Source organism: Rhodococcus sp. OS5 (assembly GCF_056837585.1).
In genome coordinates this window covers 1,644,127-1,658,305 of record NZ_CM166368.1, presented here as the reverse complement: position 1 = coordinate 1,658,305, position 14,179 = coordinate 1,644,127, and the positions used below count along the sequence as shown (strand labels likewise).

14 protein-coding genes are annotated in these 14,179 nt (G+C 62.4%); 12 read left to right on the top strand and 2 right to left on the bottom strand.

The window, feature by feature from the left end:
• Window positions 1-13: 13 nt before the first annotated feature.
• Together ACVZUB_RS07780 and ACVZUB_RS07775 are read right to left on the bottom strand one after the other, a co-directional pair.
• Window positions 14-1,198 (bottom strand): ABC transporter substrate-binding protein, encoded by a 1,185-nt coding sequence (locus ACVZUB_RS07780; RefSeq protein WP_063314791.1) that lies wholly within the window; start codon window positions 1,196-1,198, stop codon window positions 14-16.
• A gap of 126 nt (window positions 1,199-1,324) precedes the next feature.
• Window positions 1,325-2,065: a TetR/AcrR family transcriptional regulator gene (locus ACVZUB_RS07775; RefSeq protein ID WP_003941474.1), complete on the bottom strand. Its 741-nt coding sequence runs from the start codon at window positions 2,063-2,065 to the stop codon at window positions 1,325-1,327.
• A gap of 267 nt (window positions 2,066-2,332) precedes the next feature.
• Here ACVZUB_RS07775 and urtA point away from each other — a divergent pair, with 267 nt between their 5' ends.
• The 12 genes from urtA (at window position 2,333) to atzF (ending at window position 14,179) form a co-directional block, all read left to right on the top strand.
• Complete coding sequence (gene urtA / locus ACVZUB_RS07770) at window positions 2,333-3,589, top strand: urea ABC transporter substrate-binding protein (protein ID WP_482628276.1); 1,257 nt, start codon at window positions 2,333-2,335, stop codon at window positions 3,587-3,589.
• A 54-nt stretch (window positions 3,590-3,643) separates the two neighbouring features.
• Window positions 3,644-4,528 carry an urea ABC transporter permease subunit UrtB gene (gene urtB, locus ACVZUB_RS07765; RefSeq protein WP_003941514.1) on the top strand — a complete coding sequence of 295 codons (885 nt, stop codon included), beginning with the start codon at window positions 3,644-3,646 and terminating at the stop codon, window positions 4,526-4,528.
• Window positions 4,525-5,631: an urea ABC transporter permease subunit UrtC gene (urtC, locus tag ACVZUB_RS07760; RefSeq protein ID WP_007735392.1), complete on the top strand. Its 1,107-nt coding sequence runs from the start codon at window positions 4,525-4,527 to the stop codon at window positions 5,629-5,631. Before urtB ends, urtC begins: the two co-directional genes overlap by 4 nt.
• Window positions 5,628-6,464, top strand: coding sequence for an urea ABC transporter ATP-binding protein UrtD (gene urtD, locus ACVZUB_RS07755; protein WP_003941545.1), 837 nt, complete (start codon window positions 5,628-5,630; stop codon window positions 6,462-6,464). Before urtC ends, urtD begins: the two co-directional genes overlap by 4 nt.
• A 3-nt stretch (window positions 6,465-6,467) precedes the next feature.
• Window positions 6,468-7,160: an urea ABC transporter ATP-binding subunit UrtE gene (urtE, locus tag ACVZUB_RS07750; protein ID WP_003941544.1), complete on the top strand. Its 693-nt coding sequence runs from the start codon at window positions 6,468-6,470 to the stop codon at window positions 7,158-7,160.
• Window position 7,161: 1 nt separating this feature from the next.
• Window positions 7,162-7,851, top strand: coding sequence for a GntR family transcriptional regulator (locus tag ACVZUB_RS07745; RefSeq protein WP_042923309.1), 690 nt, complete (start codon window positions 7,162-7,164; stop codon window positions 7,849-7,851).
• A gap of 136 nt (window positions 7,852-7,987) precedes the next feature.
• Window positions 7,988-8,977 carry an LLM class flavin-dependent oxidoreductase gene (locus tag ACVZUB_RS07740; protein WP_039973481.1) on the top strand — a complete coding sequence of 330 codons (990 nt, stop codon included), beginning with the start codon at window positions 7,988-7,990 and terminating at the stop codon, window positions 8,975-8,977.
• A gap of 9 nt (window positions 8,978-8,986) precedes the next feature.
• Window positions 8,987-10,240 carry an MFS transporter gene (locus ACVZUB_RS07735; protein WP_058227455.1) on the top strand — a complete coding sequence of 418 codons (1,254 nt, stop codon included), beginning with the start codon at window positions 8,987-8,989 and terminating at the stop codon, window positions 10,238-10,240.
• Window positions 10,241-10,337: 97 nt separating this feature from the next.
• The gene (locus ACVZUB_RS07730) at window positions 10,338-11,144 is read left to right on the top strand and encodes an SDR family NAD(P)-dependent oxidoreductase (RefSeq protein ID WP_118606415.1); all 807 of its coding nucleotides are present in this window, start codon (window positions 10,338-10,340) and stop codon (window positions 11,142-11,144) included.
• A complete protein-coding gene (locus ACVZUB_RS07725) occupies window positions 11,141-11,674 on the top strand; it encodes a carboxymuconolactone decarboxylase family protein (RefSeq protein WP_003941526.1) in 534 nt (177 codons plus the stop codon). Before ACVZUB_RS07730 ends, ACVZUB_RS07725 begins: the two co-directional genes overlap by 4 nt.
• 76 nt (window positions 11,675-11,750) lie before the next feature.
• Window positions 11,751-12,452, top strand: a complete 702-nt coding sequence (locus ACVZUB_RS07720; RefSeq protein ID WP_019744458.1) for a GntR family transcriptional regulator — start codon at window positions 11,751-11,753, stop codon at window positions 12,450-12,452.
• 17 nt (window positions 12,453-12,469) lie between these two features.
• Window positions 12,470-14,179: an allophanate hydrolase gene (gene atzF, locus ACVZUB_RS07715; protein ID WP_063314794.1), complete on the top strand. Its 1,710-nt coding sequence runs from the start codon at window positions 12,470-12,472 to the stop codon at window positions 14,177-14,179.

Below are 14,179 nucleotides of genomic sequence, written 5' to 3'. Positions count from 1 at the left end.
CAATGCTCCTCGGTTATCCGCACGGGGGCTGGTAGGAATCCCACGGACGGGCAGGCTTGTTGTCCTCACCGAATTCGACGAGTACCAGGCCGCAGAGGCTGTCCGGAGCCAGGTGATCCTGCGAGGAGAACGACAGTGTCAATCCGTCCTGGCCGAAGCTGGCGGGAAGTGCCGAAACCTGTTGAAGAGCATCACGAACGGCCGTCCGATCTCGGTGGTCGCCGGCAATTTCGATTGCCTCGGCCAACATCATGACGGCGTCGTACGCCTGTGCGTCGTAGGCGGTCAGTTGATAATCAGGCCCCTTCACCGCCTGCACCTTGCGACGCAGTTCGGCGGTTCTCGGGTTGTTCTCACTGAGCGAGCCCATGTACACCATGCCGCTCAACGCCTTCGGGTCCGCCAAAGCCCAAGATGCGGGCTGGTTTCCGATGGAAGCGAGTGAGAAGCGTTGCGTCTGCGGGGTGACCTTCGACAAGGTGTTGTGCGCGAGGATTTCGAAGTGCCCGCCGATACTGGCGACCAGAATCGCGTCCGGTTCGGTTTCCGCGAGACGTGAGACCTGTGCGGTGATGTCCGCGGCATCGACCGGCGCCTTTTCGACGCCCGTCACTCTCGCGCACTTCTCGAGCGCCGGCCACAGGGTCTTGATGATTCCGTCGATGGACGCACTCGCGTCACCGAGAATTCCCAGGGACTTGTACCCCATCTTCTCGAAAGCCCCGCAGTACACCTGGGCGTACTGCTTCAACGAGTTCGGAATCATGAACGAGAAGTCGTTGTCGGGCGCCGAGGCAAAGGCGTCGCTGAGAACGACCGGAGCTATCGCAGGAATCTTCGACTGCTGGAGAATCGACTTGGCCTGCAGCACCGACCCGCTGCCCGTGGCGAGGATGACCGCACTGGACCCGTGATCGACCAACTTCCGAATGATCGACGGGGTTTTGGTGGGACTGCTCTCGTCGTTCTCGACAACCAATTCGACTTGCTTACCGTTGATTCCGCCCGCCTGGTTGATCAGGTCGACGGTCATCCGCACCGTCTTGCCGGCGATCGTGCTGTACGACGCACCGGGCCCGGTGGAGTCCTCGTCCAAACCGATGACGATGGTGTCTTCGGGAATGACACCGGCAGATGCGCACGCGCTCGCCCCGAGGACCACTGCCGCGCAGACGGCGATCGCCTTTCCGAGTCTCACATCGAACTCCCGTCCAAACTGTGCTTGGTAAATCAAACAAGCGCTTGATTTACGAGTGTGGACAGAAGTATGCACTGGGTCACACTGATAGTCAAAATCCGAACTACACGCGCAGGAACTGCGGTGTTACGGCTTCTGCAGCTGCCGGATCGACGAGCTGAGTTCGCGAATGACGGACTTCAATTCGTCGACATCAGAGCGGAGTTCGGCAAGGTCCGAGTCGGGAGATTCGGTCTGCGCTTCCTTCTTCGCCGTGCGCCGCGCAATGCGTGCCACCGGCTCACCGTCGACGGAACGTGCGGCAAAGCCGTCCAGGAAAACCGAAATCAGATTGCGCTGCAGATCTTCGGCCAATTCGGAAAGCTGTGGGCGATACTGCGCGACGGTGGACCAGACGGATTCACGCAGGAGACGGTGAAACTGTTCGGGATCGATGTCTTCCCGAAACTCCGCGTCGGCAATTCCGCGAGCGATAGCCGATCGCCAGTAGCTGTGTGCCTTCTGAACCAGGATGGTGATGGGCGCGTCCGCCGGTTGCGACGAAAGTATGGCTTCTCCCTGATAGACCTCCGTGGCATACGGGTGATCCACCGCCGAGGCAAAGGAGACCGACACCATCGTGGCCAGGCGATTTCGAGCCGAACCTTCCGGTTCGATCGAGTCCTCGTACCGGACGTTGAGATCTTCGAGGAACCGGACGACGATCTCGTTGGCTATCGCATCCTTGGAGTCGAAGTAGTGATAGAGGCTGCCGGAGAGGATCCCGACTTCGTCGGCGATGTCGCGCACCGTCGTCGCGGCGATTCCCCGCTCACTGAACAGCTTGGCCGCATGAGCGAGTATTTCGTCCCGTCGGGTCGAGCGCACGAGAAGATCCTTCCGACGTTCCGATCGTCAAGCGAGTGCTTGATCAATTTCTCGTCGATGCTAACACCGCACCCTCGCTGACCTGCGGTGTGAGGTCCTGGATACCCAATCGAAACACCGGACACACACTTGTCACCGACAGTCATTCCACCGCAACAACTTCCACCTACTCTGTGCACTCGACGAATACAGCGTTGTATACGCACTCCGGATACAGATCTGTCAGAGCCATTGTCTGCCAGAGCCATCGACACGAAAGGCCCGTACATGCGAACCTTCTCGAAGCGCACCCTTGCCGCGCCGGCCGCTCTCGCCGCGCTGGGCTTGGTTCTCACCGGCTGCGGAAGCAAGGCAACAGACACCGCATCGGGAGATTCGACGGCTACGTCGTGCGTCGACACCTCGGGGGACACGATCAAGGTCGGTTCCCTGAATTCACTCTCGGGCACCATGGCCATCAGTGAAGTGACGGTCCGCGACTCCATCTCGTTGGCGGTGCAGGAGATCAACGATTCCGGCGGTGTACTGGGTAAGAAGATCCAGATCGTGGCAGAGGACGGTGCGTCGGAGCCGACAGTGTTCGCCGAGAAGGCCGAGAAACTGATCAGCAGCGATTGCGTCGCAGCAGTTTTCGGTGGCTGGACCTCCTCGAGCCGCAAGGCCATGCTGCCCGTGTTCGAGGACAACAACTCTTTGCTCTACTACCCGGTCCAGTACGAGGGACTGGAAGATTCGAAGAACATCTTCTACACGGGCGCAACGACCAACCAGCAGATCATCCCGGCGCTGGATTACCTGAAGGAGAAGGGCGTCAAGTCGCTGTATCTGGTCGGCAGCGACTACGTGTTCCCGCAGACCGCCAACCGCATCATCAAGGCGTACGCGGCAGCGAACGGCATCGAGATCAAGGGCGAGGATTACACGCCTCTGGGTTCGACCGACTTCTCCACCATCGTGAACAAGGTCCGCACAGCCGACGCCGATGCCGTGTTCAACACACTCAACGGCGATTCCAACGTTGCGTTCTTCCGTGAATACTCGAATGTCGGCCTGAAACCCGCCGACATGCCCGTCGTCTCCGTCTCCATTGCGGAGGAAGAGGTCGGTGGTATCGGAGTCCAGAACGTCGAAGGCCAGCTGACGGCGTGGAACTACTACCAGACCATCGACTCCCCCGAGAACAAGAAGTTCGTCGCGGCGTACAAGGCGAAGTTCGGGCAGGACAAGCCCACGTCCGATCCGATGGAAGCGGCATATACCTCCGTCTACCTCTGGAAGAACACCGTCGAGAAGGCCAACTCGTTTGCGGTCAAGGATATTCAGGACAACGCCGACGGTGTGACCTTCCAGGCGCCCGAAGGACTCGTCACCATCGACGGCGACAACCACCACATCACCAAGACTGCCCGGATCGGCGAAATCCGTTCCGACGGAATGATCTACACGGTCTGGGATTCGGGACAGCCGATCGAGCCGGATCCGTACCTGAAGAACTACCCCTGGGCTGAGGGCCTCGGTAGCTGATCGACAAAAGGCGGAATTGACGGAATCGACGAGTAGAGAGGTGGAGCGTCTGTCATGGATGTTGTGATCGGGCAGTTGTTCACGGGTTTGAGTATCGGATCGATTCTCCTGTTGGCAGCGTTGGGGTTGTCTCTCACGTTCGGGCAGATGGGTGTCATCAACATGGCACACGGCGAGTTCATCATGGCCGGCTCGTACACCGCATACGTAGTGCAGCAGGTGATCTCGAATGCAACGGGATCGTTGATCATTTCTCTGCTCGTCGGTTTCGTCGTCGGCGGACTGATGGGTGTTGTGCTCGAAGTGGTCCTGGTATCGCGGATGTACCACCGACCCCTCGACACCCTGTTGGTGACATTCGGCGTCGGATTGATCCTTCAGCAGTTGGCGCGCGACATCTTCGGCGCGCCGGCAGTCAATGTTTCGGCGCCGAGCTGGCTTTCGGGCGGGGTCGATATTTTCGGCGCCGTGGTGCCGAAAACCCGCATCTTCATTCTGGTGTTGGCGATCGCAGCAGTGATCGCACTTTCGGTCGCACTGAAGCAGTCGTCGATGGGTAGACGCATCCGGGCCGTCGTCCAAAATCGCGATCTGGCCGAGACGAGCGGAATCTCCTCTCGTCGTACGGACATCACGACCTTCTTCCTCGGTTCCGGGCTCGCCGGCGTCGCGGGTGTCGCGTTGACGCTCATCGGTTCCACCAGCCCGACCATCGGCCAGTCCTATCTGATCGACGCCTTCCTGGTTGTTGTCGTCGGCGGTCTCGGTCAGATGAAGGGAGCCGTGATCGCAGCCTTCGCCCTCGGCATCTTGAACTCGTTCATCGAGTACTCGACGACAGCGTCGATCGCGAAGGTGATCGTGTTCGTCATCATCGTCGTCTTCCTTCAAGTTCGGCCGCAGGGCCTGTTCGCAGTCAAGACGAGGAGCCTCGTATGAGCATCCTGAACAATTCCCGAATTCGGGTGTGGGGCGGTTTTGCACTTGCCGCGATCGTGCTGTTCGCCGTCGCTCCGGCTGTGCTCTCCGACTTCAGGCTGTCACTGTTGGCAAAATTCCTGTGCTTCGCCATAGTCGCTGTCGGTATCGGTTTGGCTTGGGGCAGAGGCGGAATGCTCACGCTCGGCCAGGGCGTCTTCTTCGGAATCGGCGCATACGTGATGGCGATGCACCTCAAGATCGCCGATGCCGAACTCAAGGGCGACGCGGTCCCGGACTTCATGTCCATCGCCGGCAAGACCGAACTGCCGGGATACTGGCAACCGTTCGCCTCGCCATTCGTGGCGATCTTCGCCATCCTTTTCCTGCCGGCCGCTGTTGCCTTTCTCCTCGGACTCGGTGTGTTCAAGCGGAGAGTCAAGGGCGCGTACTTCGCGATCCTCTCGCAGGCACTCGCCGCGGCTTTCGCGATCCTCTTGATCGGCCAGCAGTCGATCGGTGGCAGCAACGGCCTCAACCGCTTTCGCACGTTCTTCGGTTTCAATCTCAACGATCCGGCGAACAAGCAGATGTTGTTCTTCATCGCCGCCGGAGTTCTTCTCGCATCGGTCGCTCTGATTCGCCAGCTGATGAACTCCCGATACGGCGAACTCCTCGTCGCCGTCCGTGATCAAGAGGAGCGAGTACGTTTCCTCGGATACGATCCGGCGAACATCAAACTGGTCGCCTACGTGACCGCGGCGTTCCTCGCCGGTATCGCCGGCGCGCTGTTCGTTCCGATCGTGGGCATCATCTCCCCCGCCGACGTCGGGATCGTCCCGTCCATCGCTTTCCTCATCGGGGTCGCGATCGGCGGCCGCGCAACGCTTCTCGGTCCGGTACTCGGTGCGATCGGCGTCGCGTGGGCGCAGTCGACATTCTCGGAGAAACTCCCTTCGGGATGGATCTACGCACAAGGGTTGATGTTCATCGTCGTGGTCGGGTTCTTCCCGGCAGGTGTGGCCGGATTGTTCGCCCTGATGCGCCACCGCAAGAAGCGTGAGACCCCGGCCGACCCGCCGGTCAAGGTCTCCCAACCCGAACCAGTGGAGGTGTCGTCATGACCAACACAACCGCCACCAGCGAACCCACACCGGCACTGGGTGGCAACGCCGGAATGTCGTCCGAGTACCTCGAAGTACGAAATCTTTCGGTCAGCTTCGACGGTTTCAAGGCCGTCGACGGCGTCGACTTGACCCTCATGCAGGGCGACCTGAGGTTTCTCATCGGCCCGAACGGGGCTGGAAAGACAACGTTGGTCGACGCCATCACCGGACTCGTTCCCGCGACGGGTTCCATCACGAAGTCCGGCGAGCAACTGCTCGGCAAGAAGGTTCACAAGATCGCCCGCCTCGGCGTCGGGCGAACCTTCCAGACGGCAAGCGTCTTCGAAGAGCTCTCGGTGCTGCAGAATCTCGACATCGCGGCCGGAGCCGGCCGATCACCGTGGAACCTGCTCAGAAAACGCAAAGGTGTGCTTCCCGAGATCGAAGAGGCGCTGGAGACAACCGGGTTGGAGCACCTCAGGGACACCGCCGCAGGCATTCTGGCGCACGGACAGAAGCAGTGGCTCGAAATCGGAATGTTGTTGGTACAGAACTGTTCCGTGCTCCTGCTCGACGAGCCCGTCGCAGGCATGAGCCTCGAGGAGCGCGAGGAGACCGGGAACCTTCTGCGGCGCATCGGCGGTGCGCGAACCGTCGTCGTAGTCGAGCACGACATGGACTTCATGCGATCCTTCGCCACGTCCGTCACAGTGCTCGCCGCTGGGAAAGTGCTTGCCGAAGGAACTGTGGCGGAGGTCCAAGCCGACCCCAAGGTGCAAGAGGTCTACCTCGGCACAGCCGCTGCCGGAACCGATCTCGGCGCCGACACCGAACCGACCCCGGAGGACTGAATCATGCTCGAGCTCGTCGACATCCGCGCCGGCTACGGACGCACCGAAGTGATCCACGGCGTATCCCTGCTGGTTCCCAGCGACGGAGTTGCGGCAGTCATGGGTCACAACGGTGCGGGTAAAACCACCTTGCTGCGCGCCGCCGTCGGTCTGATCAAACCTACACGGGGAAAGGTACTTCTGAACGGTGAGGACATCACCGGTCTACGGCCGAGCGCCCGCGTCGCTCGCGGACTTGCCTACGTACCCCAGGGTCAGCAGTCGTTCGGACAACTGACAACTGCCGAGAATCTTCGGGTGGTCGCCGACGGGCGCAAACGCGGAAAGGCACTCATCGCAGAGGCATTGGATCTGTTTCCCGCACTCACCACGCTCCTCGACCGTCGCGCGGGACTTCTCTCCGGTGGGCAGCGACAACAGCTTGCCATCGCTCGCGCCCTGATCACCGAGCCCAAGATCCTCATTCTGGACGAACCAACCGAGGGCATTCAGCCCAACGTGGTCGCCGAAATCGAAAGAACCGTCATGGAACTCACCGAGCGCGGCGATCTCGGTGTCCTCCTCGTAGAGCAGCACATCGGTTTCGCGCTCCAATCTGCTCAGCATTACAGCATTCTCGCGGCCGGACACGTGACCTCGACCGGTGAGGGCGGCACCACGTCCACCGAGGCGGTTCGTCGAGCGATGGCAATCTGACATGAGTGTGCGCCCGCCGCTGCGCGAGCAGGTCTATCGGTCGATCCGGAACGATCTGATGTCGGGTCAGATCGCGCCATCCGAACGACTGGGCGAGGAACGCCTGGCCCATCTCTACGGTGTCTCGCGAACACCGGTGCGCGAAGCGCTCGCGAAGTTGGAATCCGACGGGCTGGTCGAGCGCGACGAACACGGCCTCTTTCCGTACCGACCGCACCTCGACGAGTTGGGTGGCCTCTACGAGCTGCGCATACTCCTCGAGGTACACGGACTTCGGCGGGTACTCGACGGTGAGGCCCCCGCTCATGATCGAGACGCGCTCGGTTCCGAACTCGACAAGTGGTACGCATTTCTCAAACAGATGCCGGTACCGGACGCCGGTTTCGTGACGCTCGACGAGGAGTTCCACATCGCGCTCCTCGCCTCGTCCGGAAACCATGCGTTGGTCGACGCCTTGCAGGCCGTCAACTCGAAGCTGCGCCCGGTGCGGATGTTCGACTACCTGACTCCCGACCGTATGAAGGCCACGGTGGAGGAACATATCGCCGTCGTCGAGCTGGTTCTGGACGGCAAGATTCCGCAAGCGCACGAGGCACTGGTGTCGCACATCGACATCTCTCGTGCGGTTGTCCTCGACCGCGCTCGGCAGGCCCTCTCGTTGGCCGCCATGGCCAACGCTGTGCGGAACTGATCGAGCGGGAGTCACCGCCCCTCCGAAAATCGCACTTGCTCAGCGTGGGAAGGCTCTCGGAAATAGGAATGGACTCACAGCGGTTGCACCTCACAACGACGCTTGCGTTCTATTCGCTGAGAAAGGCACCACATTCATGGCCGTCCCACTTTCCATCCTCGATCTCGCCCACATCGGCGACAACGAAACCGCCAAAGACAGCTTCGACGCCAGCGTGACCTTGGCGCAGCGCGCCGAGGAGTGGGGTTACAAGCGAATCTGGTATGCCGAGCACCACAACATGGGTTCCATCGCGTCTTCGGCCACCAGCGTTCTGATCAGCCACGTCGCCGCGCACACCAGCAAAATCCGCCTCGGCGCCGGTGGAATCATGCTGCCCAACCACGCGCCGCTGACGATCGCCGAGCAGTTCGGCACCCTCGAGACTCTGCACCCGGGTCGCATCGATCTCGGTCTCGGTCGCGCGCCCGGTAGTGATCAGAAGACCATGCAGGCTTTGCGACGCGACCCGAGTTCTTCGGACAGCTTCCCGCAGGACGTACTCGAGCTTCAGGGCTACCTCGGCGACACTTCGCGCGTCCCCGGAATCAATGCCGTTCCCGGTAAGGGCACTCACGTTCCGCTCTACATTCTCGGATCGTCACTGTTCGGAGCCAAGCTTGCCGCGATGCTCGGCCTGCCGTATGCATTTGCCTCGCACTTCGCCCCCAACGCCCTGCGCGACGCCGTCGCGATCTATCGACGCGAGTTCAAGCCGTCGGAGCAGTTGGCGGAGCCGTACGTCATCGCGGGCGTCAACGTCATCGCCGCCGACACCCATGAGCAGGCTCAGCAGGACTTCCTCGCGGCCAAGCGTTCGCGCGTCAGCCTTCTTCTCGGACGCGGACGCAAGTTCACGGACGACGAAGCGGACATGCTGCTCGACTCCCCCGCGGGTCAGCAGGTTCTGCAGATGACCAAGTACAGCGCCATCGGCACGCCCACGGAGGTCCGCGCCTACCTCGACGAGTTCACCGAGCATGCACAGGCCGACGAGCTGATCACGGTGTCGACCGGCACCAACCGCGAGGCTTGGTTGCGCACGTTCGAACTCCTCGCCGACGTGAGCGATCTGGTACCCGCCTAAGCTGCCGGTATGGGCGATCCATCCCGTCGCGGGTTCATCTCGGTACTGGCAGTTCTACTTTCGACGGGTTGGGCCGCCAACCACTTTGCTTCGCTCATCCCGGTTCTCCGGGTGGACGAGGGCCTTTCGCATACCGTGCTCGACGGTGTTTTCGGTATCTACGCGCTCGGACTTCTACCCGGCCTGTTGACCGGTGGAGCACTGTCGGATCGCGTCGGCCGAGCTGTAGTCGTCCTGCCCGGAGCGCTCATAGCCTCGCTCGGAACCTTGATTCTTCTTCTCTGGCACGACGCGCCCGGGCTCATGGTCGGGCGCCTCGTTGTCGGTATCGGTGCCGGTCTGGCAATCGGCGCCGGTACCGCGTGGGCGGCTGACCTTCGCGGCAAGTCCGGAACCGTGATGGCGGGCGTAGTACTCACCTCGGGTTTCGCACTGGGACCACTGTTTTCGGGTCTGTTGGCACAATTTGCCGCCTTCCCACTCGCTACGCCCTTTGTCGTCTCGGCCTTCTTGTCGGTGGGTTCGGTTACCGCGGCAGCTGTGTGGAGTCGTACACCTGTTTCCGTAGAAGCCGCGACCATCACACCTGTCCCAGACGGCGCGGAGCGCTCCGTCGCAAATGCGCCAGACGGCGCGGAGCGCTCCGTCGCAAATGCGCCAGACGGCGCGGAGCGCTCCGTCGCAAATGCGCTGCTCTGGGCACTTCCGTTGGCGCCGTGGGTGTTCGCCAGCGCAACAGTCTCTTTTGTGACCATGACGGCCAGGCTCGGAGACCGCTACTCCGGCCCTCTCCTTCCGGGTTTCGCGGCGGCGCTGACTCTGGGTGCTGGAATCTTGGTTCAAACCGCTGCGCGCCATCGCAATTGGGGTCCTCAGGCCGGCACGGTCGGCGCCGCACTGGCGGCGCTCGGATACTGCCTGGTCGCCGTCGGCGGCGCACACCCCGCGCTCGGGTTGTTCATCGTCTGCGCGCTCGTCCTCGGTACGGCCTACGGACTGTGTCTGCGTGAGGGACTGCTCGACCTCGAGTCGCTGGCTCCCCCGGCCTCGCGGGGCGCTTTGACCGGGATCTTCTACGTCGGCACCTATCTCGGATTCGGACTGCCGGTGCTACTGGTTGTCATCGAACCCACGATGGGTCCGTCACTGCCGTTGGTGATCCTCGCCGCTGTTGCCGCCGTCGTTGCCGTGGTCCGATTCCGTCGATTGCGGTCGACCCAGGCTTCCTCGTCACATCCGCGTCTCGAAGCCGCATCGGTCTGAACACCCGTTCGGACGGAGTTGGCGGTACTTGCAGTCGCAGCTACCCGGCGGTGTTAGCGTCGGAGGACCAGAAGGTAACTGCGTAGGGACACAGCACATGGGCAAGAGCGAGGCGGGCAAGGCCGAATCGGCCAAGAGCAGTGGCGACGATCTGACGGGTCGGCGCATCCTGATCACCGGCGCTGCCCGCAATATCGGTTCTTCGCTGGCCAGACGCCTGTACGACCGTGGTGCGTCCGTGGGACTGCTCGGCCTCGAGCCGGAACTTCTCGAGCAAGTCGCCACTTCCTGCGGCCGCGCGCCGTGGCAGTTGTGCGACGTCGCCGACCTCGAGCAGGTATCTCGCGGCGTCGACTACATCGCTGAGAAGCTGGGAGGCATCGACGTCGTCGTCGCCAATGCCGGTGTCGAGGCGAACTCGTCGATCCTCGGCGGCGACCCTGCGGACATGCGCCGCGCCGTCGAAGTCAATCTCATGGGCACGTACTACACTCTGCGCGCAGCCGGTCCGCACATCAGTCACGAAAACGGTTACGCCCTGGTGGTCGCCTCGGCTCACGGCGCCGCCAAGCATCCGTTTCGCGGACCGTTCGGTGCTTCGCGCGCCGGCGTCGAAGCCTTGGGTGACGCGTTGCGCTTGGAAATGAAACACCTCGGCACCAAGGTGGGCGTCGCGTATATCGGCGACATCGACACCGATACCACCGCACTGTCGTTCGACGGAGCACGCGGAACCCTCGCCAGCGCCGGCACCACGACCGTCGCTGACGCCGTCGACGCGTTCGAGCGCGGTATCGTCGGCCGGAAGTCACGCGTACACGCGCCCCGCCGCAGCGCCGCGGTTCGCCACATCGCGCAACGAGCTATAGACCTCCGTCCCTCTCACATCCGTGGAGTCGCATGAACCCCCGCATCCCGCCCGGCCGATTCAAGGACCTCGGTCCGATCAACTGGGGAATCTGGCGTGTCCTGTCGAAGGCTGCCGGAGCACCCGATGCGCATCTGTTCAGCACCTTGGGGCGCACGGGTGGACTCTTCCGCGGTTGGCTGCACTACTCCGGCTCACTCATGCCCGGCGGCAAGATCTCTCGCCACGACACCGAACTGATCATCCTGCGGGTCGCGCACCTGCGGGACTGCGGTTACGAGATGGATCACCACATCAGGCTCGGCCGCAAAGCCGGAATCGACGCAGAAGAACTGGCCCGAATCATCGAGGGCCCTGGCGCTTCCGAGTTGAGTCCGCGTCACCGTGCGATCTTGACTGCGGTCGACGAGTTGGTCACCACCAAGGACGTCACCGACGACACGTGGGGAACGCTCTCGCAGCATCTCGACGATCGTCGGTTGATCGAATTCACCTTGTTGGTCACTCAGTACGACGGCCTGGCCACCACGATCGGAACCTTGCGGGTTCAGCGCGACTTCTCCTGAAGTTCCGCGGCGGCCGTAACTCAGCTCTAACCCGAAGACATCTGGACGAAACACCTGATCAATAGCGTATACAGGTATGTCGACAGGGATGAATACGGCGCCGGAGCCACTGCGTGAGGTGGTCTACCGGGAACTACGCACCGAACTGGTCAACGGGACTATCGGGTTCGATCAGCGCCTGACGGAACCGAAACTCTCCACGCGTTTCGGCATTTCTCGCACACCAGTACGGGAAGCGTTGACGATGCTGTGCGCCGATGGACTCCTGCGCCGGGAAGAGTACGGGTTCTCCGCCGTGCGCCCGAGTATCCCGCGGATCCGAGATCTGTATGAACTCCGAATCACTCTGGAACTACAAGGAATTACCCGGGCGATCGCAGATCCGACGATCCGGCACGACCGAACAATCCTCGACGACGAATTGGTGCGGTGGCGTGCCCTGGCTCTCGATCCGCCCGCTCAGGAACCGGGGTTCGTCGAACTGGACGAGGAATTCCACGTCGCCGTACTGAGGGCGTCGGGAAACAATGAACTGGTCGCGTCGCTGCTGTCGGTGAATTCCCGTATCCGGCACGTTCGGATGTACGACTTCATGGTCAACGGCCGCATCGACACCTCGATCGCGGAGCACATTCGAATCCTCGAAGAACTACGTGCCGGCAATCTGCCCGAGGCCCGCACGCTTTTGCACCAGCACATCGGCGAGTCTCTCGACGTCGTCCTCGACCGAGTGACCCGCGCGATCACCGCGCTCTCACTCGCCAACATCACGGACTGATCGGAGCAGTACACACCATGACCATCGCAGCAGAAGTTTTCACCCCGACAGCCCGGGTCGAGCAGGCATTCCAGCGGATCGAGGAAGTAGATCGCCCCGAAGTCTGGATCACGTTGCGCCGCAAGGAAGATGTGCTTGCCGATGCCGCTTCGGTCGAAGCCAGAATCGCCACGGGCGAGCATCTTCCTCTGGCTGGGCGTCTGGTCGCCGTCAAGGACAACGTCGACGTCGCCGGTCTGCCGACCACAGCGGCGTGCCCCGAATTCGCGTATTCGCCGGACGAAACCGCCAGTGCCGTTGCGCGGTTGATCGAGCACGGGGCTGTTGTTCTGGGGAAGACCAATCTGGACCAGTTCGCCACCGGACTGGTCGGAACGCGCAGTCCGTACGGAGCCGTTCGCTGCGCCTGGGACGAAGAGTTGATCTCGGGCGGTAGTAGCTCCGGATCCGCCGTCGCTGTCGCGCTGGGAATTGCAGACATCGGAATCGGCACCGACACTGCCGGTTCGGGCCGGGTGCCGGCAGCGTTCCACGGGATCTACGGACTCAAGCTCTCGCTCGGCGTCATCCCCGCCCACGGAGTAGTGCCCGCCTGCGTCGACTACGACGCTCTGACGGTATTTGCCGACGACCTCGAATCGGCAACCGCGGCAGCGGCAATCATGATCGGCCACGAACCTCGAGATCCCCGCAGCCGCGTCTGGCCTTCCGACGTTCGTCTCGCGGCGGCGCCGAATCCCCGCGTCGCCGTCCCCCGAATCGAGGATCTCGCTCAACTGAGCCCGCCGTATCTGGCAGCATTTCAGGACACTGTGACAGCTCTGGTAGCCGGCGGCGCCGAGACCGAGACCGTCGACATATCCGGACTGCTCGACGCGGCCCGATTGCTCTACGACGGCGCCGTGGTGGCGCAGCGGTACGCCGCTGCCGGCGAGTTCCTCGAAACTCGTCCTGCCGGAGCAGATCCCGCGGTGTCCGACATCGTGCTCGGTGCGAAGCACCCCACCGGATACCAGCTAGTCGACGATCTCGATGCTCTCACCCGCGCCAAGGCTGCCGCCCGGGAACTCCTCGCCGGGTTCGACGCCCTACTGCTTCCCACCACCACCGAACACCCGACGATTGCCGCCGTGACCGAGGATCCGTTCGGAATCAACCGCCGGATGGGAGCTTTCACCAACTTCTGCAACCTGCTCGACATGGCGGCCGTCGCGGCGCCCGGACACCGCACTGCCGAAGATCACCCGTTCGGCGTCATGTTCGTCGTACCCGCTTTCGACGACCAGATCGCCATCGACCTCGCTGCGCGACTCGGCGGTGTGCCTTCACCCACCCTCGTCGATACCGGAATCGACCTCGCAGTATTCGGCGCTCACCTGCGCGGGCAACCCCTCAACACACAGTTGGTCGACCTCGGCGCGCGGTACGTCGAAACCGTCACGACCTCGGATGCCTACCGGCTCTTCGCTCTCGACACGACGCCACCGAAGCCCGGCCTGGTACGCCGTGGCCCTGGACTCGGCGCACCGGTCGTCGGCGAGATCTTCCGAATCTCACCGGCCGGGCTGGGAACGTTCCTCGCCGCCTTGCCTGCACCGATGGCGCTCACCAGCGTCGAGTTATCCGACGGCAGAACGACAGTCGGTTTCAGCTGCACTCATGACGCCGTAAACGGCGCAGCTGACATCACCGACTACGGCGGTTGGGCCGCGTACCTCTCTCGCTGA